This window comes from Occultella aeris, assembly GCF_902703175.1.
Lineage (GTDB): Bacteria > Actinomycetota > Actinomycetes > Actinomycetales > Beutenbergiaceae > Occultella > Occultella aeris.
In genome coordinates, this window is the sequence record NZ_CACRYJ010000042.1 from 36,554 (window position 1) to 59,608 (window position 23,055).

Annotated in this window: 18 protein-coding genes and 1 pseudogene; 7 read left to right on the forward strand and 12 right to left on the reverse strand. The window is 70.1% G+C overall.

Going from position 1 to position 23,055, the window contains the following annotated elements; translation table 11 throughout:
• From HALOF300_RS14060 to HALOF300_RS14070, 3 genes and pseudogenes are all read right to left on the reverse strand, one after another.
• Nucleotides 1–524: pseudogene (locus HALOF300_RS14060) on the reverse strand (hypothetical protein); the annotation flags it as partial.
• 139 nt (nt 525–663) lie between these two features.
• Nucleotides 664–2,100 carry a glycosyltransferase family protein gene (locus tag HALOF300_RS14065; RefSeq protein WP_156741564.1) on the reverse strand — a complete coding sequence of 479 codons (1,437 nt, stop codon included), beginning with the start codon at nt 2,098–2,100 and terminating at the stop codon, nt 664–666.
• Nucleotides 2,097–3,710: a DUF2142 domain-containing protein gene (locus tag HALOF300_RS14070; RefSeq protein ID WP_156741565.1), complete on the reverse strand. Its 1,614-nt coding sequence runs from the start codon at nt 3,708–3,710 to the stop codon at nt 2,097–2,099. The genes HALOF300_RS14065 and HALOF300_RS14070 overlap by 4 nt, the downstream gene beginning before the upstream one ends.
• A 123-nt stretch (nt 3,711–3,833) precedes the next feature.
• Between HALOF300_RS14070 and HALOF300_RS14075 the strand changes: the two genes are divergently transcribed.
• Genes HALOF300_RS14075 through HALOF300_RS14085 form a run of 3 tightly spaced genes read left to right on the forward strand, consistent with a single transcriptional unit; the run spans nt 3,834 to nt 7,089 of the window.
• Entirely contained in the window at nt 3,834–4,976 is a 1,143-nt protein-coding gene (locus HALOF300_RS14075) for a glycosyltransferase family 2 protein (RefSeq protein ID WP_331716237.1), read from the forward strand.
• Nucleotides 4,973–6,154 (forward strand): glycosyltransferase, encoded by a 1,182-nt coding sequence (locus HALOF300_RS14080; RefSeq protein ID WP_156741566.1) that lies wholly within the window; start codon nt 4,973–4,975, stop codon nt 6,152–6,154. Before HALOF300_RS14075 ends, HALOF300_RS14080 begins: the two co-directional genes overlap by 4 nt.
• Nucleotides 6,151–7,089: a lysylphosphatidylglycerol synthase domain-containing protein gene (locus HALOF300_RS14085; RefSeq protein ID WP_231955382.1), complete on the forward strand. Its 939-nt coding sequence runs from the start codon at nt 6,151–6,153 to the stop codon at nt 7,087–7,089. The genes HALOF300_RS14080 and HALOF300_RS14085 overlap by 4 nt, the downstream gene beginning before the upstream one ends.
• Here HALOF300_RS14085 and HALOF300_RS14090 read toward each other — a convergent pair.
• Both HALOF300_RS14090 and HALOF300_RS14095 read right to left on the reverse strand, forming a co-directional pair.
• Nucleotides 7,067–7,975, reverse strand: coding sequence for a glycosyltransferase family 2 protein (locus HALOF300_RS14090; protein ID WP_156741567.1), 909 nt, complete (start codon nt 7,973–7,975; stop codon nt 7,067–7,069). The two genes, HALOF300_RS14085 and HALOF300_RS14090, sit on opposite strands and share 23 nt — an antisense overlap.
• A gap of 1 nt (nt 7,976) precedes the next feature.
• A complete protein-coding gene (locus HALOF300_RS14095) occupies nt 7,977–8,594 on the reverse strand; it encodes a dTDP-4-dehydrorhamnose 3,5-epimerase family protein (RefSeq protein ID WP_156741568.1) in 618 nt (205 codons plus the stop codon).
• A gap of 78 nt (nt 8,595–8,672) precedes the next feature.
• On the opposite strand from HALOF300_RS14095, the gene HALOF300_RS14100 reads away from it, so the two are divergent.
• The gene (locus tag HALOF300_RS14100) at nt 8,673–9,929 is read left to right on the forward strand and encodes a D-alanyl-D-alanine carboxypeptidase family protein (protein WP_156741569.1); all 1,257 of its coding nucleotides are present in this window, start codon (nt 8,673–8,675) and stop codon (nt 9,927–9,929) included.
• A 19-nt stretch (nt 9,930–9,948) separates the two neighbouring features.
• Here HALOF300_RS14100 and HALOF300_RS14105 read toward each other — a convergent pair whose 3' ends face one another.
• Both HALOF300_RS14105 and rfbA read right to left on the reverse strand, forming a co-directional pair.
• The gene (locus HALOF300_RS14105) at nt 9,949–11,892 is read right to left on the reverse strand and encodes a SpoIID/LytB domain-containing protein (RefSeq protein WP_156741570.1); all 1,944 of its coding nucleotides are present in this window, start codon (nt 11,890–11,892) and stop codon (nt 9,949–9,951) included.
• A 1-nt stretch (nt 11,893) separates the two neighbouring features.
• Entirely contained in the window at nt 11,894–12,784 is an 891-nt protein-coding gene (rfbA, locus tag HALOF300_RS14110; protein ID WP_156741571.1) for a glucose-1-phosphate thymidylyltransferase RfbA, read from the reverse strand.
• Between the two features lie 91 nt (nt 12,785–12,875).
• Here rfbA and ahcY point away from each other — a divergent pair, with 91 nt between their 5' ends.
• Nucleotides 12,876–14,351, forward strand: a complete 1,476-nt coding sequence (gene ahcY / locus HALOF300_RS14115) for an adenosylhomocysteinase (protein ID WP_156741572.1) — start codon at nt 12,876–12,878, stop codon at nt 14,349–14,351.
• Nucleotides 14,352–14,553: 202 nt separating this feature from the next.
• Nucleotides 14,554–15,837: a Na+/H+ antiporter NhaA gene (gene nhaA, locus HALOF300_RS14120; protein WP_156741573.1), complete on the forward strand. Its 1,284-nt coding sequence runs from the start codon at nt 14,554–14,556 to the stop codon at nt 15,835–15,837.
• Nucleotides 15,838–15,929: 92 nt separating this feature from the next.
• On the opposite strand, the gene HALOF300_RS14125 is transcribed toward nhaA, so the two are convergent.
• The gene (locus tag HALOF300_RS14125) at nt 15,930–16,964 is read right to left on the reverse strand and encodes an RDD family protein (protein WP_231955384.1); all 1,035 of its coding nucleotides are present in this window, start codon (nt 16,962–16,964) and stop codon (nt 15,930–15,932) included.
• A 19-nt stretch (nt 16,965–16,983) separates the two neighbouring features.
• Between HALOF300_RS14125 and HALOF300_RS14130 the strand changes: the two genes are divergently transcribed.
• Nucleotides 16,984–17,979: a stage II sporulation protein M gene (locus tag HALOF300_RS14130; RefSeq protein WP_156741633.1), complete on the forward strand. Its 996-nt coding sequence runs from the start codon at nt 16,984–16,986 to the stop codon at nt 17,977–17,979.
• Between the two features lie 43 nt (nt 17,980–18,022).
• Here the strand turns inward: HALOF300_RS14130 and HALOF300_RS14135 are convergent, their stop codons facing one another.
• The 4 genes from HALOF300_RS14135 to HALOF300_RS14150 all read right to left on the reverse strand — a co-directional run bounded on the left by HALOF300_RS14135 (nt 18,023) and on the right by HALOF300_RS14150 (nt 22,604).
• Nucleotides 18,023–18,745: a FadR/GntR family transcriptional regulator gene (locus HALOF300_RS14135; protein WP_197522559.1), complete on the reverse strand. Its 723-nt coding sequence runs from the start codon at nt 18,743–18,745 to the stop codon at nt 18,023–18,025.
• A gap of 5 nt (nt 18,746–18,750) precedes the next feature.
• Nucleotides 18,751–19,863: an L-talarate/galactarate dehydratase gene (locus HALOF300_RS14140; protein ID WP_231955391.1), complete on the reverse strand. Its 1,113-nt coding sequence runs from the start codon at nt 19,861–19,863 to the stop codon at nt 18,751–18,753.
• 348 nt (nt 19,864–20,211) lie between these two features.
• The gene (locus HALOF300_RS14145) at nt 20,212–21,504 is read right to left on the reverse strand and encodes a DUF58 domain-containing protein (protein WP_156741575.1); all 1,293 of its coding nucleotides are present in this window, start codon (nt 21,502–21,504) and stop codon (nt 20,212–20,214) included.
• On the reverse strand, nt 21,504–22,604 hold the full coding sequence (locus HALOF300_RS14150) for an AAA family ATPase (protein ID WP_156741635.1): 1,101 nt from the start codon (nt 22,602–22,604) through the stop codon (nt 21,504–21,506). Before HALOF300_RS14150 ends, HALOF300_RS14145 begins: the two co-directional genes overlap by 1 nt.
• Nucleotides 22,605–23,055: the final 451 nt, after the last annotated feature.

The window sequence follows — 23,055 nt, forward strand, 5'->3', positions numbered from 1 at the left end:
AAGTAGTAGATGTTGCCGCGGCGGACGGCGAGGGTGTCGATGCCGTCGCCGTTCCAGTCGCCGACGAGCACGACGTCGGAGGTCCGCCCGTACGCGACCACACGGTCCGCGTTGCCGCTGCTGAGCGAGTTCCTGAAGTAGTAGATGTTGCCGCGGCGGACGACGAGGGTGTCGATGCCGTCGCCGTTCCAGTCGCCGACGAGCACGACGTCGGAGGTCCGCCCGTACGCGACCTGCCGGTCCGCGGCTCCACCCGAGAGCGAGTTGCGGATGTGGTAGATGTTCCCGCGCCGGAGCGCGAGGGTGTCGACGCCGTCGCCGTTCCAGTCGCCGACGTAGGTGCGGTCTCCAGCCGAGCCGTAGGCGAACGCGATGTTCGCCTGTGCGGAGAAGGAATCGCTGAGGTAGTACTCATTGCCCGAGCCGCCGACCTCGCCGCCCTTCGCCTGTGCGGGCGGTGACTGGAGCACGGCTCCGAACGTGATCAGAGCAAGGACGGCGAGGACGGCGGGCCAACGTCTCATTATCGGATCTCCGGTGTGCAGGTGCCCGTCGTTGGGCAATGAGCACAAGGTAGCGACGAAGGTGCCGGTACGGGTCAGGAATGGATGACGAGTCCTGGGCCCCGGGCGACGTCCGCCGGACGGGTGGTGCGGCCCATTGCTATCGGGGTCGACCGCCGTGGCCCGGGCCGTGAGGTGCCAGGCTCTTCTCGGACCCGCCGAGGGGAGTGAGTCGGTCGGTCGCGATCACCGCGATGACCACGGCAGCGAGGGCGAGCCCGGCAGCCGCGGCCGCGGCGGCGGGATAGATCGGCCCGGAACCGGGCTGCTGCACGGTCGTGATCGCACCACGGAACCAGTCGAGGTACTGGACGTTCACGACAACGAGCCACGCCGCCGTCGGCAACCATCGAGCTCGCTGGAACCCGGTGAGTCCATGGGCGATCAGCACAAACGGGATGGTGGCGACGGGCAGCAGATAGCGGGGACTGAGTTGGCCGCCGGACGAGGCGTACATGAATTGCTGCGCCAGGGTCGCCGCAACCAACAGCAGGCCCACACCGAGCACGACGGCGTCGGCCGGGGTCGCGGTGCGGAGTCGACGGATCAGCGCGAGACCGACAGCCGCCGGCACGAGCACGCATACGGTCGTCATCAGCTCGAGGGGGAACGCGCCGTGCCCGAAGAACCGGACCAGTCGGAACCAGGCCCCTGGATCGCCGACCAGCTCGAGGACCGGACGCACGACGCGGCCCATGTTGGCTTGCGACCACTCCGGGCTCCCGCCGGTCAGCCGGCCGGTGCGCTCCAGGTTCAGGAGGTAGAACCACAGCGCGGCGGCGAGCACCACGCTCCCGGCGATCAGGCACTGGATCGCCGCGCGAACAACGCGTCGGACACGACCTGTGCTGGGGCCGAGTGCCCCGCCGACGACCAGTGCGGCAAGGCAGAGCGCGAGCACGACGGCGACCGATGCCCGACTGAGCATCCCGAGGGACCCGAGGACAGCGATAAGAGCAGTGTCCCGCCGGGTCAGCCCGGTGCGCAGTGCCCGCGCTGTCACGCCGAGCAGGAGTGCAGACAGCAGCGCGGCGAGGATGTCGTTGTAGACGGCGCCGCCGACCCGGGTGACCCAGGCGGCGGACGCGGCCACGATGCCGGTCGTGACCGCCAGGCGGCGGTGGCCCGGCGCCAGTTTGCGGGTGGCCCAGATCACGGCGTACACGAACGCCACGGTGATGGCGATGTTGATGCCACGGGCGGCATACCCGGCTCGGAGGTAGTGGTCGGCCTCGATCAGCGGCCCGACCACCGGAGCGAGGATCAGATAGAACAGCGGGGGATGCTGCGAGGCCCACTGGACGGGCGGCAGGAACCCGAACGGCGGCTGGATCTGCACGCCCTCCTCGAAGGTCGGCAATCGGCCGTGCCAGACCTGGTAGGCGTAGTCGACGTGGGCGGACTCGTCCGCGGAGGCGAACATCGGCACGGACAGGGCGACGGACACCGAGAATCCCGCCGTCGCCACCAGGACCGCCAGTACGGCGAGGCGCTCCCAGTCGAGCCTCGACCGGCCTCGCGCGTGCGCACCCCTCACGCGGGCAGACTCCTGGCGAGGTCCGGCCGTCGCGAGCGCCTGAGGCTGCCGACGACGAGGACGACGAGCAGCGTGATCGCGACAACCAGGGGCGCGAGGACAGCGAGGCCGACGCCGGTACGCCCGGCGATCGACCAGAGTGCCCACCGGTTCAGCCCGACGATCACGGACTCAGACGGAAGTTGGTAGCAGGCCTGGAAGAACGTGATGAGGCCGACTGCCGCGAGGGTGACCGAGAACAGGGTGGCCAGGACCGGGAGCCAGTGCGTCCAGCGTCGGCCGAGCCTACGGGCGATCGCATCGAGGCCGATCCAGGCGGCGGCGGCCAGGACGGCGATCGAGGAGAACAGGTATCGGCCCTGAAGCCCCGCGAACAGGCCGTTGGTCTGGTATGACGCAAAGGTGCCGCCGAGTACGACGAGCAGGGTGCCGACCGGGAGTGTGAGCAGAACGATGAGGCGTAGGCGCCTCCGGCACGCGATGACTCCGGCGACGAGCGCGGCCAGTCCGAGCACCGTCAGGCCGAGCGTGAGTTGCCGGAGTAGCGCGATCTCGAGGAAGCCGAAGTTGCCCCAGAATGAGGTGGCGAAGCGATCGAGGGCTTGGGGGGCGAACTCACGGACCGTCGGGGTGTCGTCGCCCCAGTCCGGTCCGAACGGCGGCATCCCGCTCGGCTGCAGGGCACCGTGCACCAGTAGGTTACGCAGCCACCACCAGCCCCCGACGACGAAGGCGACCACCAGCGTGACGAACGCGCGCCAAAGCCGTTCGCGGGGGCGCAGAGCCCGCGCGCCGATGACGACCGCGAGCGCCACCATCGGGACGGCGGCCAACAGGAAGCCCTTGGTCAACAGCGCAAGACCGAGGGCCACGCCGATCGCCACGAGGCGTGCCCACGTCACCCTGCCGGACACGATGGCGGCGGCCATCGTGAGGAGGACGGCACCGAGCAGGTTCGTGAGCGAGTCGTTCGAGACGGCGGCGCCGATGTGGGCGAACTGGGGAATGGCGAGGATCGATACGGCTGCCGCCAGCGCCACGGTCCGCTTCCCGGTGAGCATCCGAGTAGTGGCCGCGGTCAGCGGTACCACCCAGATGCACAGGAATACGCAGAAGAGTCGCAGCAGCAGCAGTTGCTGGTCCCAACGCCAGTCGAGCGCGCCGAAAGCCCGGATCAGGACGGCGCCGGCGGCGTAGAAGAGTGGCGGATGCTGGGTCATCTGGTCGTAGGTGGGCTCGACGTCTGTGACGAGGTCCGCGGTGTGGTCCAGGACCGACCGCTCCTGTGCCGGCAACGGCGTCAGGTCGACGAACTGGTACCCCCAGCCCTGCAGGGAACTGCGCGGCAGGATCGAGGAGGTGAGTACCGAGATGCCGTGGGTCTCGAGGCTGAGCCCGGCTTCTCTGGTCGCGATCAGTGTGGCGTCGCTCACCCGGGCCTCACCGGGGGCGGGCCAGCCCCCGCCCGTCGCGACCCGCATCACGCTGTTGAAGTGCTGGGGCTCGTCCGGAGCGCGGAATCCGGGTGTCAGCACGGCCCAGAGGACCATCACGACCCCGAGGAGCGCGGTGATGACCGCGAGGGTCCGTCGGTAGTTCCGTGAGGTCACGCGTCGAGGCTACCGGGCCAATCGCCTCGGGCCGGGCGCCGCTACGGCGCCGCCTCCGTGGGATGATCGGCCGATCCTTGTACACTTGAGCCCGGATCCAGGTCAACCGTGCGGGTGCCCGGAATGCCGTCTCGGGCGGGCCACCTCGGCCTGCAGACCGCCGCAGAGGAGATCATGAAGCTGTTCGTCCAAGTTCCGTGCCTCAACGAGGAGATGACGCTGCCGCTCGTCCTGTCGTCGATCCCGCGGGAGATCCCGGGCGTCGACAGCGTCGAGATCCTCATCATCGACGACGGCTCGACCGACCGGACGATCGAGGTGGCACAGGAGCACGGCGTCGTGCACTTCGTGCGGCACTCGCGCAACATGGGGCTCGCCCGCTCGTTCCGCGACGGCGTCGACTACGCGCTCGCTCACGGCGCGGACATCGTCGTGAACACCGATGGCGACAACCAGTACCCGCAGGAGCGGATCACCGACCTGGTCCAGCCGATCGTCCGCGGCGAGGCCGACATCGTCATCGCGGACCGGCAGACGTCGAAGATCGCCCACTTCTCGCCGTTCAAGAAGGTCATGCAGCGCGTCGGGTCGCAGGTGGTGAACCGGGCCGCCGGCACCGAGTTGCCCGATGCGGCGAGCGGGTTCCGGGCGTACTCCAAGGCTGCGCTCTTCCGGCTGAACGTGGTCACCCAGTTCAGCTACTGCATGGAGACGATCATCCAGGCCGGCAACAAGCGGCTTCGGATCGAGAGCCTTCCGATCACGACCAACGCGAAGACGCGCGAGTCCCGGCTGTTCAAGAACATCGGGCAGCACATGTTCAAGTCGGGTTCGGCCATCACTCGCTCGTACCTGATGTTCAAGCCGCACGTGATCCTCGGCACGCTCGGGGTGATCCTCCTGCTCGCGGGCATCATCCCGTTCGTCCGATTCCTCGTGTTCATGATCCAGGGCGAAGCGGGCGGGCATATCCAATCGCTGATCTTCGGTTCCTCGATGCTGGTCGGTGGACTGCTCTGCCTCGCGCTGCTCGTCATCGCAGACCTGCAGCGCACGAACCGGGTGCTCCTCGAGGAGACGCTGGAGCGGATCAAGGTCGTGCAGTACGGCCGTCCCGCATCGTCCGATTCGGGGCACGCGGCCCTCGCTTCGGAGGTGGTCGACCTCCGGCCCCCGGCGGAGTTCCCGGTGGTGCCTGAGCGCTCGGTGCCCGAGCCGGCACCTGTCTCGCTGACGGAGTCCGTCCGAGCCACCCGCGCCCGGTGACCAGACGGACCGGCCGAGGACGCGTCGCCGGCGATGGGTGCCGGGTCGTCGCGTTCGGAACCTATGACGCCCGTTCACACCCGCGAGTGCAGGTGCTCATCGACGGACTGCAAGCGCACGGTGCACACCTCGTGGAGCTCAACGCCCCGCTCGGACTGGACACGGCGGACCGGGTCCGCCTGCTCAAACAACCGTGGCGACTCCCGACGCTGGCATGGCGCCTGGCCGCCCGCTGGAGCGAACTGGTACGGGGGTCGGTCAGGATCCGGCGTGCCGGAAGCGCACCCGATGCGGTCCTCGTCGGCTACCTCGGGCACTTCGACGTGCTGCTCGCCAGGATCCTGTTCCCGCGGACCACGATCCTGCTCGACCACCTCATCTTCGCCGGCAGCACCGCTACGGACCGCGGAGTGCAGGACGGCCTTCGGGTGCGGCTCCTGCGGCTGCTCGACCGACTCGCGATCTCGGCCGCGGACGTCGTGATCGTCGACACGCAGGAGCATTTGGAGATGGTGCCGGCGCCCTGGCGCGATCGCGCCGTCGTGGTGCCGGTCGGCGCGAGCCGGACCTGGTTCGACGCCCGCGCCGACGCCGACGCCGACCGGGTCATCGCCGAGCCAGTCGCCTCCGGCACGGGGGAGCGGGGCGGGCTCGGCGTGGTCTTCTTCGGTCTGTACACGCCCCTGCAAGGCGCCCCGGTGATCGCCGAGGCGATCCGCGACCTGCCCGGGCCCGGGCTCCGGTTCACCATGATCGGCACCGGACAGGACTTCGAGCGCGCCCGCACGCTGGTCGGGGACGATCCGAGAGTGACCTGGCAGGACTGGGTGGACGCGGAAGATCTGCCTGGCCTCGTCGCCTCCCATGACGTCTGTCTGGGGGTCTTCGGGACCAGTGCCAAGGCCCTGAGCGTGGTCCCGAACAAGGTCTACCAGGGCGCGGCCGCGGGTGTGGCGATCGTTACCAGTGATAGCGCCCCCCAGCGCCGGATGCTCGGGGAGTCCGCGCTCCTGGTACCGCCGGGCGACGCCGCAGCGTTGGCAGCAGCGATCCGGCTGCTTGCGAGCGACGACGATCAGCTCGCCCGATACCGCGGCGCGGCGCGGGAACTGGCCGATGAGCGATTCACTGCCGCCGCCGTGACGGCGCCGCTCGCCGGGGCGCTCGGCGCCGAATGATCAATAAGCTCCTCGGCGTCCTGCGTTCGCCGATCACTCGCTGGGTGTTCCTGGCCGTGGCCCTCGGCGCCGCTGTCCTGGCCGTCGCGACGCAATGGGACGCGGTGAGCGCGGCGGTGGCGCAGATCCGGCCGGGCACCCTGCTCCTGTGCCTGCTCATCAGCGTCGTCTACGTCGTCGCAACGATGCTGTCCTGGCGCGCGGTGCTCACAGACCTCGGTTCGCCCGTCCGCATCCGGACCGCGTCGTCGATCTTCTTCCTCTCCCAGCTCGGCAAATACGTTCCGGGCGGGGTCTGGAACATCGTGGCGGCCGCGGAACTGGGCGCCGATGCCGAGATCCCGAGACGCCGCTCCCTGAGTGTCATGGTCGTCTCGATCCTCGTCTCGATCGTGACCGGCCTGGCGCTCGCGGTAGTGGGCATCGTGCTCTCACCGGCGGAGGTCGCTCAGCAGTTCTGGTGGGTGGCCCTTGCCGTCCCCGTGTTCCTGGTGATGCTGATCCCGCCGGTCCTGAACCGGATCCTCACCTTCGCGCTACGCATGCTCAAGCGACCGCCCCTGGAGCACCCGATCTCCGGCGGCGGCGTGGTCCGCTCGTCGGCCTGGGCGCTCGTCGGCTGGCTCCTGGCGGGCCTGCAGGTGTGGCTCATCGCCACCGCGGTCGGGATGACTGCGTCCGCTCAGACGTTCGCCCTGGCGGCCGGCGGGTACGCCCTGGCGTGGGTCGTCGGCTTCCTCGTCGTCTTCGTGCCCGCCGGGGTCGGCGCCCGCGAGGTGGTCCTCGGTGCGGTCCTCTATGGCCAGCTGGCACCCGGCGGCGTGCTCGCGACAGTCCTGGTGAGCCGGGTACTGCTGACGGTCGTCGACGTGCTGTTCGGGGTCGTGGTGCTTGTCCTGCGCAGGCGCAGCGTCAGCCGCGCAGTGGACCGGTGACGCCCCGCAGTCCGTCTCCCAGCCCGCGTGCCATCAGCCGGATCCGCTGCCATCGCGGCGCGACGAACACGGCGTTGAATGCGAGGTACTTCGCGAGCCAGACGAGGTAGCCCAGTCGCCAGGCGGTGCTGAGCAGGCCCGAACGCACGAGCAGGATCGTGTTCCTCGTCATGTAGTACGTACGCGGGACGGACTGGACGTGCACGAGTTGCTTGCGGCCCGGCACCCGGGTCACCCGTTCGCCGAGCTCGTGACCCAGGTGCGCCCCTGTCACCGCGAACAGCCGGTAGCCGGCCCGCCGGGCCCGCAGGCACCACTCGAGATCGATGTGGTCGATGAACCACCCGCCGTTCATGGCACCGACCTCCTCGAGGACGGTCGCCGGGATGAGACAGCCTGATGCGATCAGGAACGCGACCTCCACGAGCCCGTCCGGCCGGGTGTCGTTTGGCGCAGCCCGCCGGGGACCCCAGCGCCTCGAGACGTAGACCATCTCGCCGGACTCGGCGCGGTTGTCGGAGGAGACCGGACCGACACCCGCGACCGGGCTGCCGGCGGCGGCCGCCGTCGCGATCGCTTCGAGCAGGCGAGCAACCATGTCCTGGGCCGGGAGCGAGTCCTGATCCGAGAGCAGGACGAAGTCCGCTGCGAGTTCGACCGTGCGGGCGATCCCGCGGTTCTGGGCGGCGGCGATCCCCTCGTTCGTCGGCAGTGCGATCAGCTCGGCACCGGTGCCCGCGCAGGCCTGTGCCGGGGCGGTGGTGGATCCGTTGTCCACCACCACGACGGCATCGCACTGATTGCCGAGCCGTTCGAGCAGGGCCGCCAGCGCCTCGTCCTCGGGCTCGAACGTGACGACGACGGCCACCACCCGGGGGGCGGTCACGTCAGGCGTTCAACGAGGCGAGGAACTCCTCGACGGCGGCGAGCTGCGGCAGCAGTCCTTCCTCCCGCGCCTGTGCCAGCGTGGGAGCGCCGGTGTCCTTCTCGGACAGCAGCGGCGCCAGCGGCGCGCCGTTTCGGGTGGTCGTGGGCCACTCGATGCCGATCTCAGGGTCGAGCGGATTGACACCGTGTTCGCGCCCGGGCGCATAACCGGAGGAGCAGAGGTAGAGCACCGTGGAGTCGTCCTCGAGGGACATGAACGCGTGACCGAGGCCCTCGCTCAGATAGATCGCGCGTCGGTCCACGTCGTCGAGGAGGACCGAGTCCCACTGTCCGAAGGTCGGCGAGCCGACGCGGATGTCGACGACGACGTCGAGGACCGCGCCGCGTGCGCACGTGACGTACTTCGCCTGCGACGGCGGCACGTCCGCGAAGTGGATCCCGCGCAGCACGCCCGCCGCGGAGACGGAGCAGTTCGCCTGGTTGAGGTCGAGGGAGTGCCCGACCGCCTCGACGAACCGTTCGTCCTTGTACCACTCCAGGAAGACCCCGCGCGGGTCGCCCAACAGCTTCGGCGTGATCTCCCACGCGCCTGGCACGGACAACTCACGAAACATCACCGGTGGTCTCCAACTCGTTCGAGGGTGGCTGCGGGTGCGGCATTCCATGCTAACGGGCACTCCGCTACGGTCTTACCCATGGGCAGACGGAGAGGTCCGATCCTGACCGGTGCGCTCGCACTGGCCCTGATCGCCGTGATGGCGGTCCCGGCCGGCGCGGCGGCCCCCGACGTCGAGGTACGCAGCGGCGCCGAGCCGGCCGCCGGCGCCACCCGAACCTGGTTCTACGGGCGACAGTACGACGATGTGCTCTGGTGCGACTGGAACGGCGACGGTGTCGACACGCTCGCCGTCTTCCGGCCGCAGACCGGCACGTGGCACATCCGGAACGCGCCGGGCGGCGGCAATGCCACCATCTCGTTCCGGTTCGGATCCACGAACGGTGGGGAGCGGCCGCTCTGCGGCGACTGGAACGGCGACGGCCGGGACACGCCGGGGATCTACCGTGGTGTCGACGCGACCTGGCACCTCACGAACCGGCTCGACGGCGGTGGCGCCGCGATGACGTTCCGGTACGGCTCGCCAGGTCCGGGCGACACGCCGGTCGTCGGCGACTGGAACGGCGACGGCCGCGACACGTTCGGGGTGCGGCGAGCCTCGGACGGTCTGTGGTACCTGCGGAACTCGCTCAGCACGGGGCCCGCGACGAGCGTGTTCCGATTCGGTTCCGCCGGCGCCGGCGAGCGGGCGTTCGTCGGCGACTGGGACGGCGACGGCGACGACACGCCAGGGATCTACCGGCCCTCGACGATGTCCGTGTACCTGCGCAACGCGCCGGGCGGCGGGGGAGCGAATTGGAGCTACGCGTTCGGCAACGAGATCATCGACGCGCCGCTGTCGGGTGACCTCGACGGCGACGGCGACGACGAGCCTGCCGTGGCCGAGGGTCGGTTCTACACGTCGACCCCGAACTCCTGGGGCGACGGGAGCAACGGCAACATTCCGGCATCCTCGCTCTGCCGCATCGGGTGGGGGACCGACTCACGCGGCAACGGCCAGTACCTGCGGTGCGACGCGGCCGCCGCGCTCGGACGGTTCAACTCGGCGTTCCGGGCGCGCTTCGGCGAGAACATCGCCGTCGACATGTCCTACCGGACCCGAGAGCTCCAGGCGCAGATGCACGCGCACATGGGCGGTGTCGCGGTACCTGCGGGTACCTCCCCGCACGGCCTCGGCATCGCGATCGACGTCTTCGAGTGGAGCACCTACCAGTACGGCAGCGCCCGGTACAACTGGCTCCTCGCCAACGCGCCGCGCTTCGGCTGGAACCAGCCCACCTGGGCGCGTCAGAACGGCAGCAAGCCCGAGTACTGGCACTACGAGTACACCGGCTGACGCCGGCGCCCACGGCACGCTACCGCTTGCGGTGGACGCCGAGGGTGTCGGTGCGGTTGCCGTCCCAGTCGCCGATGAGGATGACGTCGCTGGCGCGTCCGTAGGCAATGGTGCGGTCGGCTTCGCCGCTGGTGAGGCTGTTGCGGAGGTAGTAGATGTTGCCTCGTCGCACGGCGAGGGTGTCGGTGCCGTTGCCGTCCCAGTCGCCGGTCAGAACGATGTCGGCGTTGCGTCCGTAGGCGATGGTGCGGTCGGCTTCGCCACTGGTGAGGCTGTTGCGGAGGTAGTACAGGTTGCCTCGTCGCACGGCGAGGGTGTCGGTGCCGTTGCCATCCCAGTCGCCGATGAGAATGGCGTCGCTGTTGCGCCCGTAGGCGATCGTGCGGTCGGCCACCCCACTGCTGAGGGTGTTGCGGAGGTGGTAGATATTGCCGCGGCGCACACCGAGGGTGTCGGTGCCGTTGCCGTCCCAGTCCCCGACGAGCACCACGTCATCGGCTCTGCCGTAGACGATCACGCGATCGAACGGTCCTGCGGAGTTCGAGTTCCGGATGTAGTACAGATTGCCGCGCCGCAGTGCGATCGTGTCGATCCCGTCGCCGTCCCAGTCGCCGACCAGTGCGGTCTCGGTGCCGGCCCCCAACGCGAACACCGTGTCCGCCTCGGCGCCGAACGTGTTCGACAGGAAGAAGCCGAAGGCGGGAGCGTTCGGTCGCCACCAGTGTGAACGCATGCCGAACGAGAGTTGGCCGGTGGTGGTCAGGGTCCGGTTGCCGGTGGAGCACTCCACCCGCGCGGAGGTGATGCGCCCACCCAGGTCACCGTTGCCGTCCCGGGACACGATGACGAGCCGCTGGAGTGAGCCGCCGGACGGGCAGTACGCGGCGACCGTCGAGACCTGGAGTCGGTTCGTCCAGTTGCTCACGGTGTCACCGCTCGCCGTACCGGAGTACGGATCGGCTCGCGCCGTCAGGTACGGGCGCGACCCGGCCCGCGAGAAGCCGCCGTTGGAGGACGAGAACTGCGTGAACGCCACCGCACCCGCGTACCACCGCACCCGCCCGGACGTGGCGTTCACGGCCTGGTTCGTGTTGGTGTGTTCGCGCCCCTCGGTCACGGCGCCGCTGCTGGAGACGACCGCACGCCCCCCGTAGACCTGGCAGGCGGTCGTGTCGCAGAGGTCGTACGGCCCGGTGGCCTGCCGCACGGACAGCGCGTAGCTGCGCGCAGCGACGGACTGCGCCTGCAGCGCCGCCGGGAGCCATGACGCGGGCGACTCCCGGGGGGCCACCCCGTACAGGTACTCCTGCAGCGGCACGTTGTTGATCACGTCGAGGGTGCTACCGGTGCGCACGATCCGGACGTAGCCCCGGTACCAGGTGCCGCTGGTCGAACCCTGGGACCCGGACGCGACGACGCCGTCGGCGGTCGAGAAGATCAGTTCGGAGCCGGCGTAGGTGCGGGAGAAGAGGACCGGACCGCCGATGGTCGCCCGCCGCTCCACCACGAAGCCGGAGGCGGTCGCGGTCACGGTGTACCGGCCCGCCGGGTGGCGTTCGGGCGTGGCAGGGTTGCCGATCCGCATCTCGTTCTGACCGGGTGGCGTCGAGTAGGTGGAGCCGGACGCGACCGCGGAGAGCGCCCGCAACTGGACGCGGATCTGAGGGTTGCCGACGTTGTTCGACGTTGTGCCCGGGTAGTAGAAGGCAAGGATCTGGTCCGCCGTGAGCCCCTGCTGTGCGGCGCCCTGGGATCCCCACTGGGACATGCCGATGCCGTGTCCCCAGCCGTGGCCGGTGACATCCCAGTAGCCGCTGGAGGGGACCCCGTAGACCTCCTCGGCCGCGGCGGCCGGGGTTGTCTGGCCGAGCAGTGTCAGCGCGGCGAGCGTGACGGCGAGGACGGCACCGATGCCGTTCCGGGCCGGCCTCCGCGGACCGGACGGGCGTTGGACACGCGACACCTCATCCCTCCAAACGACGTTCCTCCATCGCGACGTCGAGCAGGTGGAGTAGATAATCACCGTACCCCGACTTCGTCAGCGGCTCAGCCCGTTCCCGCAGCTCGTCGTCGGTGAGGAAACCCCGACGCCAGGCGATCTCCTCCGGTGCCCCGATCTTCAGGCCCTGCCGGTGTTCGATCGTGCGCACGTAGTCCGACGCCTCGAGGAGCGAGTCGAACGTCCCGGTGTCCAGCCACGCCGTGCCACGGGGGAGTACCTCCACCTGGAGGCGGCCCTGCTCGAGGTAGGTGCGGTTCACGTCGGTGATCTCGTACTCGCCGCGTGCGGACGGCCGCAGGTCGGCGGCGATCGAGAGGACGTCGTTGTCGTAGAAGTACAGTCCCGGGACCGCATAGTTCGAGCGCGGCTTGGCCGGCTTCTCCTCCAGGGACAGGGCCCTGCCCTCGGCGTCGAACTCGACGACGCCGTACGCCGTCGCATCGGAGACGCGGTAGGCGAAGACGGCGCCCCCGTCGATGTCCTCGAATCTGGCCAGCGTGGACCCGAGACCCGGGCCGTAGAAGATGTTGTCACCCAGAACCAGAGCCACCGAGTCGGTGCCGACGAAATCGGCACCGAGGACGAACGCCTGAGCGAGCCCGTTCGGAACCTCCTGGACGGTGTAGCTGATGGAGATGCCGAACTGCGAGCCGTCGCCGAGGAGCCGGTGGAACTGCGGTGCGTCGTGCGGTGTGGTGATCACCAGGACGTCCCGGATCCCCGCCAACATCAGCGTCGACAGCGGGTAGTAGACCATCGGCTTGTCATACACCGGGACCAGCTGCTTGCTGGTGCCGAGGGTGATCGGGTGCAGTCGGGTGCCGGAGCCACCGGCCAGAATGATTCCACGCATGCGTCCCAGTCTGGCCCATGGGACTCGTGGAAGCACATTCGCGGTCCCACGTCGCTGAACGGGACCCGCCCGGGCCGTTAGCATGGCGCCCATGACCTTCTCCGAGAAGCCCGCTCAGTACAAAGTCCGCGACCTCAGCCTCGCGGAGGCAGGGCGGCACCAGATCCGACTCGCCGAGCACGAGATGCCCGGCCTGATGGCGCTTCGCGCCGAGTACGCCGAGTCCCAGCCGCTGCGCGGCGCCCGGGTCGCCGGCTCGCTGCACATGACCGTCCAGACGGCGGTCCTGATCGAGACCCTGACGGCGCTCGGCGCCGAGGTCCGCTGGGCCAGCTGCAACATCTTCTCCACCCAGGACGAGGCCGCCGCCGCTGTGGTCGTCGGCCCGAACGGGACGGTCGAGGAGCCGGCCGGGGTACCCGTGTTCGCGTGGAAGGGCGAGTCGCTCGAGGAGTACTGGGAGTGCACCGAGCAGATCCTGGTGTGGCCGGGCGAGGGCCCGAACCTGATCCTCGACGACGGCGGCGACGCCACCATGCTCGTGCATGACGGCAAGCGGTTCGAGGCCGCCGGGGTGGTCCCGGACAACCTCGAGCCCGGGGACCACGGGTACTCCGAGGAAGGTGTGGTCTTCCGCAACCTGCTGCGTCGTTCGCTTGCCGAGGACCCGCAGCGCTGGACCCGGATCGCCGAGGGCATCAAGGGCGTCAGCGAAGAGACCACCACCGGCGTGCACCGCCTCTACCAGCTGGCCGCCGCCGGGGAGCTGTTGTTCCCCGCGATCAACGTGAACGACTCGGTCACGAAGTCCAAGTTCGACAACCGGTACGGCATCCGCCACTCCCTCCCGGACGGCATCAACCGCGCGACCGACATCCTGATCGGTGGCAAGGTCGCTGTGGTGGTCGGTTACGGCGACGTCGGCAAGGGTGCTGCCGAGTCCCTGCGTGGACAGGGCGCACGTGTCATCGTCACCGAGATCGACCCGATCTGTGCGCTCCAGGCAGCCATGGACGGCTACCAGGTCGCCCGCCTCGAGGACACCCTCTCCGTTGCGGACTTCTTCATCACCACCACCGGCAACGTGAGTGTCATCACCGCCGACCACCTCTCCGGCATGAAGGACAAGGCCGTCGTCGGCAACATCGGCCACTTCGACAACGAGATCGACATCGCCGGGATGGCCAGCATCCCGGGCGTCGTGCGGACCGAGATCAAGCCACAGGTCCATGAGTGGACGTTCCCGGCCACCGACGATCGGCCCGAGCACTCGATCATCGTGCTCTCCGAGGGACGGCTGCTGAACCTCGGCAACGCGACCGGCCACCCGTCGTTCGTGATGAGCAACTCGTTCACGAACCAGGTCATGGCCCAGGTCGAGCTGTGGGAGGCCGACTCCGAGTACGAGCTCGGCGTGCACCGCCTGCCCAAGATCCTCGACGAGAAGGTGGCCCGCCTGCACCTGGAGGCGCTCGGGGTGGATCTGACCGAGCTCACCAAGGAGCAGGCCGAGTACATCGATGTGGACGTCGCCGGGCCGTACAAGCCCGAGCACTACCGCTACTGAGCCTCACGCGGTCCGATCGCGGCCGGGCGTACCTCCTCTTCGGGAGGACGTCCGGCCGTCGTCGTTCCGGGCTCTGGACCGTCCCGGTCTGCGCGGGGGCACCACCCGTCCTGGGTAAGGTGTGTGGCAGCCCGGGCATCCGGGCTGCCACGGTGTGCCGGGAAGTCTGGTCGGCGACCCACATCACCGACCCCTCAGGAGCATGCCCGTGAGCCACAAAGATCCAGCCGAGCCGTTGTTCAGCGGTTTGACCGAGGGTGGGCTGCGCAACTACCTCGACACCCTCCGCGGGGAAGCGATCGGCGGGGTCCTGCTGATCGCCGGTGCCGTGGTCGCGCTGATCTGGGCGAACTCGCCGTGGAGCGAGAGCTATGTCGCGATCCGTGACTTCCGGTTCGGCATCGAGGCCTGGCACCTGGACCTGACGGTGGGCCAGTGGGCTGCGGACGGGCTGCTCGCGATCTTCTTCTTCGTCGTTGGCGTCGAGCTCAAACGCGAGATCGTCACCGGCGAGCTGCGGCGGCTGTCCACCGCGATCGTGCCGGTCGCGGCCGCCGTCGGAGGCATGGCCGCACCCGCTCTCATCTACCTGGCCGTCAACCTGAGCGCGGACGGCGGCGCACCCCACGGGTGGGCGATCCCCACCGCGACCGACATCGCCTTCGCCGTCGCCGTCCTCTCGATCGTCGGTCGCAGACTCCCGACGGCGTTGCGTGCCTTCCTGCTCACGCTCGCCGTGGTCGATGACCTCCTCGCGATCGTGATCATCGCCGTCGCGTACACCGACGGGCTCACCCTGGCCTGGCTCGCTGCCGCGGCCGCCTGCGTGCTGGTCTTCGCCCTGCTGCTGCGCCGCGGGATCACGTCGTGGTACCTGCTCATCCCGTTGGGTGTGGCGACCTGGGTCTTCATGCACTCCTCCGGGATCCACGCCACGATCGCGGGCGTGGCGCTCGGCATGGTGGTGCCGGCGCTGCCGCTGAGGGGCAAGGCTGCGGCACGCCGACCGGCGAACCTGCGCGAGGGCGCGTCGATGGCGGAGGTCTTCGAGTACCGTTGGCGACCGGTCTCGGCCGGGTTCGCCGTGCCGGTCTTCGCGCTCTTCACCGCCGGTGTGGCCGTGGATCCGACGTCACTCGGCGCGGCCCTGCGGGACCCGGTGGCGCAGGGTGTCGCGCTCGGTCTCGTGATCGGCAAACCGATCGGGATCACCGTGGCCACGTGGCTGATCTCCAGGCTCCGGCACGTGAATCTCGCGCCCGGGCTCGGCTGGCCGGACGTGATCGGCGTGGGTGTGCTCGCCGGCATCGGGTTCACCGTCTCCCTGCTCGTGGCCGAGCTGGCCTTCGGCGTGGGCGCTCCCGAGGATGAGCACGCGAAGATCGCGGTGCTGGGCGCGTCCCTGGTGGCCGCCGTCCTCGGTGCGGTCCTGCTGCTCTGGCGGGGCCGGGTGCACGCGGCTCGCGGCGACCTCTCGGCGACGTGACCTCCTGCATGAGGCGCTGAGATCGCACCTCGGCGAGGCGGGCTCGCCGCCGTGTCAAGGCTTCGGAAGTGTTCGCGCTGCGGCCGGGTCACTCAGGCGTAATCGGTGACCCCGTACGGCAGTCGGCGGATGTGCTCGCTCTCGTCCAGCCGGCGCGCCTGGCCCTCGAGGCCTGCGGCGTACTCGCGGTCGCGGCGCTCCACGAGCACGGCGGCGACGAACCGCTCCGGGTTGGTGCCCCAGGGCGGGGGAGGTGAGACGTATGGCTCGATCGCGGCGGCCAGCGCCCGGCCCAGTTGGAGTCGGGTGTACGGCGCGAGGGTGCCGGTGCGGGACAGGAACACCCGGGCGTGCAGGGCGAGGTTGTCCGGGAGGCGACGGAGGTCCGCCCGCTCGGCCCAGGCGCCCAGGTCCGGAGGCATCAGCAGCGGCGCGACGGCCAGTTCCGTGCCCCGCTCCCGGACGGCGTAGGTCCCGGCGAGGAAGTCGCCGAGCCGCTTGCTGCGGTTGTTGAAGATCGCCGTCAGCACGGCGATGCTGCCGAGGCAGAACCAGATCTCGCCGACGGCGGTCAGGGCCCGGACGAACGCCTGCCGGAACCGCACCGGGCCGCCGTCGTCACGCACCACGCGCAGGCCCATGGCGACCTTGCCGGCGGACAGACCGCGAGTGATCGTCTCCACCGCGGTGGGCACGATGACCATCATGACGGCCATCGTGGACACGATCAGGACGCCGGCCTGGGAGTCGTTCACGATGAACCGCAGGCAGAGCAGGATGATGGCGACGCCGATGATGCCGTAGACGGCCAGGTCGACGACTCCCGAGCCGATCCGGGACATCAGCCCGGCCGGGCGAAGTTCGAGCGCGACCGCCTCGCCGGTGACGATCAGGTCGGCAGGATTGCCCGACGGCGTAGCAGGGTTCGACGTGGACGGCTGCGGTACCGGGGCGCTCGGGTTGGGGGCGGGCCCGCGCCGCGGCGGCAGCGGCTGCCGGGGCGGGTGGTTGCCGCGCTGCTGCGGTGCCGCGTACGGGTCGACCGGCGCACCCGGAACTCCGGCGCCCGGCTGTCCGGGCGCACCGTGCTGCGGCGGCGCGTACGGGCTGGGCGCGACGGAGGACATGTATGGCAGGGTAGCGCTCGTGGATGTGGATGCGTTCGTCGCCGTGAACTCGCCCCGTTGGCAGCGGCTCGACGCACTCGTCAAGCAGCGCCGTCTCACCGGCGCCGAGAGCGACGAGTTGGTCAACCTGTACCAGAGCACGGCCACCCACCTGTCCCAGGTGCGTACGTCGGCCCCGGACCCCAGCCTGGTCTCCCGGCTCTCCGGCACGCTGGCGCGCGCTCGCGGGCACATCGCCGGCGCCCATGAACCGGCCCTGGCGGACCTGCAACGGTTCGTCCTGATCTCGGTCCCGGCCGCGTTCTACCGGGTCCGATGGTGGACCGTCGCGATGATGCTGCTGTTCATCGTGGTCGCCGTGGGCAACGGGATCTTCACCTACAACAGCCCGGAGGCGCTGGCCGCGTTCGGCACTCCGAGCCAGCGGGAGATCTACGCGGAGCAACTGTTCGAGGCGTACTACTCCAACAACCCCGCGCCGGATTTTGCCGCCCAGGTGTGGACGAACAACGCGTGGATCGCGGCCCGGGCCATCGGGCTGGGCATCACCGGCTACTTCCCGGTCCAGATCCTCGTCTCGAACGCGGCCGCGATCGGCTCGGCCGCGGCGGTGATGGCGGAGTTCGGCCTGCTCGACCTGTTCTTCGCGCTGATCCTGCCGCACGGGCTCATGGAACTGACGGCGATCTTCATCGCCTGCGGGGCCGGGCTGAAGATCTTCTGGACCGTGGTCGCACCCGGCGGTCGCACCCGGACCCGGGCGCTGGCGGAAGAGGGCCGGGCACTGTTCACGGTAGCCATCGGCCTGGTGTTCGTGCTTGCGGTCAGCGGCCTCGTCGAGGGTTTCGTGACGCCGTCGTCGCTGCCGACCGGCGTGAAGATCACGATCGGTGCCCTGGTCCTCGCCGGGTACTGGGCCTACACGATCGTCCTCGGCCGGATCGCCGTGCGGGACGGCGAGACCGGCGACGTGCGCGCCGAGCACGCCGAGGACACCGTCGCGATGGCGGCCTGAGCCCTCGGCCAGCGGGCCGAGGGTGCGCCGACCCGGTGTGGGATCAGCCCTTGAGCCGGGCCCTGGAGTTGGCCAGGTGCAACCGAATGGCCGCACGCGCCGTCTCCGGCTCGTGGCGGGCGATCGCCTGGACGATCGAGGCGTGCTCGACGGCGGCCAGGCGCACGTTGTCGGGACGGTCGGCGTCATCACCCGTGAGCAGCCGGAACTTGGGCATCACGATCATCATCGGGCCCATCGACTTGAGCAGCGCGAGGTAGTGCCGGTTCTGGGCGGCGCGGGCGATGGCCACGTGGAGGGCGAAGTCCGCCTCGACGGCCTCACTCGGCCGGGCCTCACACTCCAGGAAGGTCTGCGCCAGGCGCTCGAGTTCCGCGAGCTGCTGGTCGGTGCGGCGGGTCGCGGCCAGCGCGGCCGCCTCGGACTCGACGCCGAGCCGGAAGTCCAGCAGGTCCCAGACATCGTCGATCGTGCTGATCCCGCTGTTGTCGAACGCGAAGCTGTCCTGGCTCGGCACGTTCAGGACGAAGGAGCCCCGGCCCTGCTGCGTCTCGACCAGACCGGCCGCCTGTAGCTGGGAGATCGACTCGCGGACGACCGTTCGGCTGACCTTGTAGGACTCCATCATGGCGCTCTCGGTGGGGAGCTTCTCACCGCGGCGGATGGTGCCGTCCTGGATCAACGCGGTCAGCCGCAAGGTCAGCTCATGGCTGAGGCCTCGAGCGCTCTGCCGGTTGATGGGTTCCGGCGCCGGGTCTATGGGCACGGAGCCTAGCGGGCCATGAGTTCGGCGGCCTCGACGGTCCAGGCCAGAGCCTGGTCGCTGAGGGTGATGCCGAGCCCGGGGCGATCGGGAACAACCATCCGCCCGTCGCGGATCTCGAGGCGTTCGTTGAAGAGCGGGTCCAGCCACTCGAAGTGCTCGACCCATGGTTCGCGCGGATAGGCGGCCGCGAGATGGAGATGGATCTCCATGGCGAAATGGGGAGCGAGGTCGAGTCCGCTCAGGTCGGCGAGCGTGGCCAGACGCAGGAACGGGGTGATGCCGCCGACACGTGGGGCATCCGGTTGGAGGATGTCGCAGGCGCGGGCATCGATCAGGGCACGGTGCTCGCTGACGCTCGAGAGCATCTCGCCGGTGGCGATAGGCGTATCGAGGGCAGCCGCGAGGGCGGCGTGGCCCTGCGCGTCGTAGGCGTCCAGGGGTTCCTCGATCCAAGTGAGGGAGAACTCCTCCAGTCGCCGACCCATGCGCAGCGCCGTGGCGCGATCCCACTGTTGGTTGGCGTCGACCATGAGCGGAACGTCGGGGCCGAGGTATTCACGTATCGCCTGTACCCGGCCAAGGTCCTCGCGGGTGTCCGGCAGGCCGACCTTCAGCTTGATGCCGCCGATCCCGGACGCGAGTGCGCGCGAGGCGTTCTCCTGGACCTCGGCGATGGAACTGTGCAGGAAGCCGCCCGAGGTGTTGTACGTGCGAACCGAGTCGCGGTACGCGCCCAGCAACTTGGCCAGAGGCAGCGAAGCGCGCTTCGCCTTGAGGTCCCACAATGCGATGTCGAGCGCGGCGATCGCCTGGGTTGCGAGGCCGCTGCGCCCGACCGAGGCGCCTGCCCAGAGCGCCTTCTCGTACAGGCGTCCGATGTCATTGGGGTCCTCACCGAGCAGGCAGTCGGCGACCTCGCGGGCATGCGCGTACTGTGCCGGCCCGCCGGCCCGCTTGGAGTAGCTGAAGCCGATGCCCCCATGGCCCGAACTGCTGCGGATCTCGGCGAACAGCATCATGATCTCGGTCATCGGCCGTTGGCGCCCGGTGAAGACCTTCGCGTCGCTGATCGGCTGTGCCAGCGGGAGCCGCACGGAGGAGAGCCGGACCCACTCGATCCGTTCGCCCGACCCGCTCGCTACCTGCGGCGCCTCGGGCGCGGTGGCGGGTGTGGCTGTCACGGCGATCGGTCGCTCCCCTCGATCCATGGCGGTGGGTCCTCTCGGTTGCTGGTGGGTCACGCGAGCGGCAATGTCATCATATAAATATGGAAGTCATCGTACAAGGGATCGCCGACCGTGCCCGTGCGGAGCAGGGTGACCGGATTGATCGGCGCCGTGACCCATCACTGAGCCCGTCGCTGTGGGCGGACCCTCCACACCACGCATCACAGGGGCGGTAGCCAGGGTCACCTCGGACACGGTCCTCGCCGATCAGCATGCGGGTGCGCGGCATCGGCGCGACTGTCAGAGCCGGCCGGCGGCCTTGAGCGCGAGGTAGGTGTCCGCGAGGGCGGGAGCCAGGTCCTCGGGCAGGCGTTCGACCACCTCGGCGCCGACGCGGCGCATCCGGGTGGCGACGGCGCGACGCTCGAGCTCGCCGCGTTCGGCGGCAGCGGCGTCGAACAGGTCCGCGGAGGACTCCCGGGCCTGGCGGAGCAGGTCGGTGTCGGGGTCCGTGGCGGAGGCAAGGACCACCTGGTGGTCCTTGGACAGCGCCGCGACCACGGGCGCCAGGCCGGAGTCGATGGCGCCCGGCTCGAGCGCGGTGAGGAGCACCACGAGCGAACGCTGGGAGAGCCGGTCCCGGATGACCTGGGTGACGGCGGTCCAGTCCGGCTCCACCAGGGCGGGGTGCACCGGGGCGAGGGCATCGGCCATCTTCGCCATGATCGCCGGGCCATGGGTGCCGCTCACCCGGGCTCGTACGGCGCGGTCGATGGCTACCAGCTCCACCCGGTCGCCGGCCTTGGAGGCGAGGGCCGCGAGGAGCAGGGCGGCCTCGATGCTGGCGTCCAACCGGGGCGCCTCGCCGAGTCGCACTGCCGAGAGGCGGGACAGGTCCAGCACCATGAACACGCGACGGTCCCGTTCGGGGCGCCAGGTCCGCACCACGACGTCGGCCCGGCGGGCGGTCGCCCGCCAGTCGATGGCCCGGACGTCGTCGCCGATGACGTACTCGCGCAGCGAGTCGAACTCGGTGCCGGGTCCGCGGACGTTGACGGCCGAGCGCCCGTCCATCTCCCGCAGCCGCGCCAGGCGCGAGGGCAGGTGCCGCCGGGACCGGAACTCCGGAAGCACCCGCAGGTGCCCGGGCACAGTGATCGAGGCCTGCCGCGCGGCCAGCCCGAGCGGGCCGGTGGAGCGCACGGTGACAAGGTCCGCCTGCAGGTCGCCACGGCGGGTGGGTAGCAGGGGCGTCCGGGTCCGGCGGGCTTCCCCGGCCGGGATGGTCACCCGGTGCCGGTTCGGGCCGTTGCCCGCCGTCGGCTGCCAGGCGTCACGGATCAGCGCCCGCATCGTTCGCCCGGACGGGTTCGTGACCGTCAGCACCGACTCCGCCGGCTCGGTCAACCGAACCGAGCCGAGTGCGCGCCGCTCGATCTCCAGCGCCCGGGGCGGTGCCGCGAGGACCAGGTCGACGACCGCGAGCAGCACGACCAGGCCGAACCAGGTCAGCACCGTGCCCAGTTCGGGCAGCAGCAGGACCGGGATCAGGCCCAGCGCCAGCAGCGCGACCGTGCGGACGGAGATCGCCATCAGCGTGGTACCGGGACCGACCCCAGGATCCCGTCGAGGACGGTCTCCGCGCTGACGCCCTCGAGCTCGGCCTCGGCCCGCAGCTGCACGCGGTGCCGCAGGGTCGGGTGCGCGAGCGACTTCACGTCGTCCGGGGTGACGAACGTGCGGCCGGACAGCCACGCCCACGCGCGGGAGGTGGCCAGCAGCGCCGTCGCACCACGGGGGGAGACTCCCAGCGAGAGGGACGGGGAGGTCCGCGTAGCCCGGCAGATGTCGACGATGTAGGCAAGTACCTCCGGCCCCACCTGCACCTTCGCGACCTCCTCGCGGGCGGCCTCCAGGTCGTCGGCGTCGGCCACCTCGGTGACACCCGCGGCCTTGAGGTCGCGGGGGTCGAAGGCGTGCGCGTGCCGGTTGATGATCTCGATCTCCTCGCCGCGCCCCGGCAGCGGCAGGATCAACTTGAGCAGGAAGCGGTCCAGCTGTGCCTCGGGCAGCGGGTAGGTGCCCTCGTACTCGACGGGGTTCTGGGTGGCGATCACCACGAACGGGTCCGGCAGTGGCCTCGGGTCGCCGTCCACCGTGACCTGTCGTTCCTCCATCGCCTCGAGTAGGGAGGCCTGGGTCTTCGGCGGGGTCCGGTTGATCTCGTCAGCCAGCATCAGGTTCGTGAACACCGGGCCCTCCCGGAAGGAGAACTCGGCGGTGCGCGCATCGTAGATCAGCGAACCGGTGATGTCACCGGGCATCAGGTCAGGCGTGAACTGGACCCGCTTCATCTCGAGGTCCAGGGCCGCACCGAGGGTTCGGGTGAGGAGCGTCTTGGCGACCCCGGGCACGCCTTCGAGCAGCACGTGGCCGCGGCACAGCAGCGCGATGACGAGACCGGTGACGGCAGCCTCCTGGCCGACCACCGACTTCGCGACCTCCGCACGCACGCCCGCGAGCTTCGTACGGGCGGGGGACTCGACCATCGGTTCGGCTACCGGTGCGGGTGCACCTGGCTGCTGCGCCGGCTCACCGTAGCCAGGGGCCTGGACCGGGACGGCATGCTCGGGCGCGCCCTGGTAGCCGGCGTTCGGCCCGTACTGGGCGGGGGGCTGGCCCTGACCCGGCACGGCGGCGTACTGCCCTTGACCCTGCTGATAGGCCTGGCCGGCTTGCACCGACTGCGCGTAGCCGGCACCGGCCAGCACCTGGCCGGACTCGTCGTAGCCCGGGTTCGTCTGTGCTTGGCCGGCCTGGCCGTAGCCGGGCGTCTGGCCGTACTGTCCGGGCGCCTGGCTCGCGTGCCCGTAGCCCGGGTTCGCCTGTGCCTGGTTGGCTTGGCCGTAGCCCGGGATCGCCTGCGCCTGGCTGGCCTGGCCGTAGCCGAGCGCCTGGCCGTACTGGCCGGGTGCCTGGCTCGCCTGGCCGTACTGGCCGGGTGCCTGGCTCGCCTGGCCGTAGCCGGGCGGCTGCGTCGGCTGCGCGAGCTCGTGCTGCGCGGGCTCCTCCGGAGCGGGCTCCTGCGGCGCCTCGACGGCCGGATCACCGCTCGCGGCCGCTTCCGCGGAAGCGTCGGAACCG

Bases quoted from the DNA above. Each gene is read 5' to 3' on its own strand.
- rfbA (WP_156741571.1), bottom strand. From the start codon at position 12,784: ATGCGTGGAATCATTCTGGCCGGTGGCTCCGGCACCCGACTGCACCCG.
- nhaA (WP_156741573.1), top strand. From the start codon at position 14,554: ATGCCCGTGAGCCACAAAGATCCAGCCGAGCCGTTGTTCAGCGGTTTG.
- HALOF300_RS14100 (WP_156741569.1), top strand. From the start codon at position 8,673: ATGGGCAGACGGAGAGGTCCGATCCTGACCGGTGCGCTCGCACTGGCC.
- HALOF300_RS14145 (WP_156741575.1), bottom strand. From the start codon at position 21,504: ATGGCGATCTCCGTCCGCACGGTCGCGCTGCTGGCGCTGGGCCTGATC.
- HALOF300_RS14075 (WP_331716237.1), top strand. From the start codon at position 3,834: ATGCCGTCTCGGGCGGGCCACCTCGGCCTGCAGACCGCCGCAGAGGAG.
- HALOF300_RS14125 (WP_231955384.1), bottom strand. From the start codon at position 16,964: ATGTCCTCCGTCGCGCCCAGCCCGTACGCGCCGCCGCAGCACGGTGCG.
- ahcY (WP_156741572.1), top strand. From the start codon at position 12,876: ATGACCTTCTCCGAGAAGCCCGCTCAGTACAAAGTCCGCGACCTCAGC.
- HALOF300_RS14085 (WP_231955382.1), top strand. From the start codon at position 6,151: ATGATCAATAAGCTCCTCGGCGTCCTGCGTTCGCCGATCACTCGCTGG.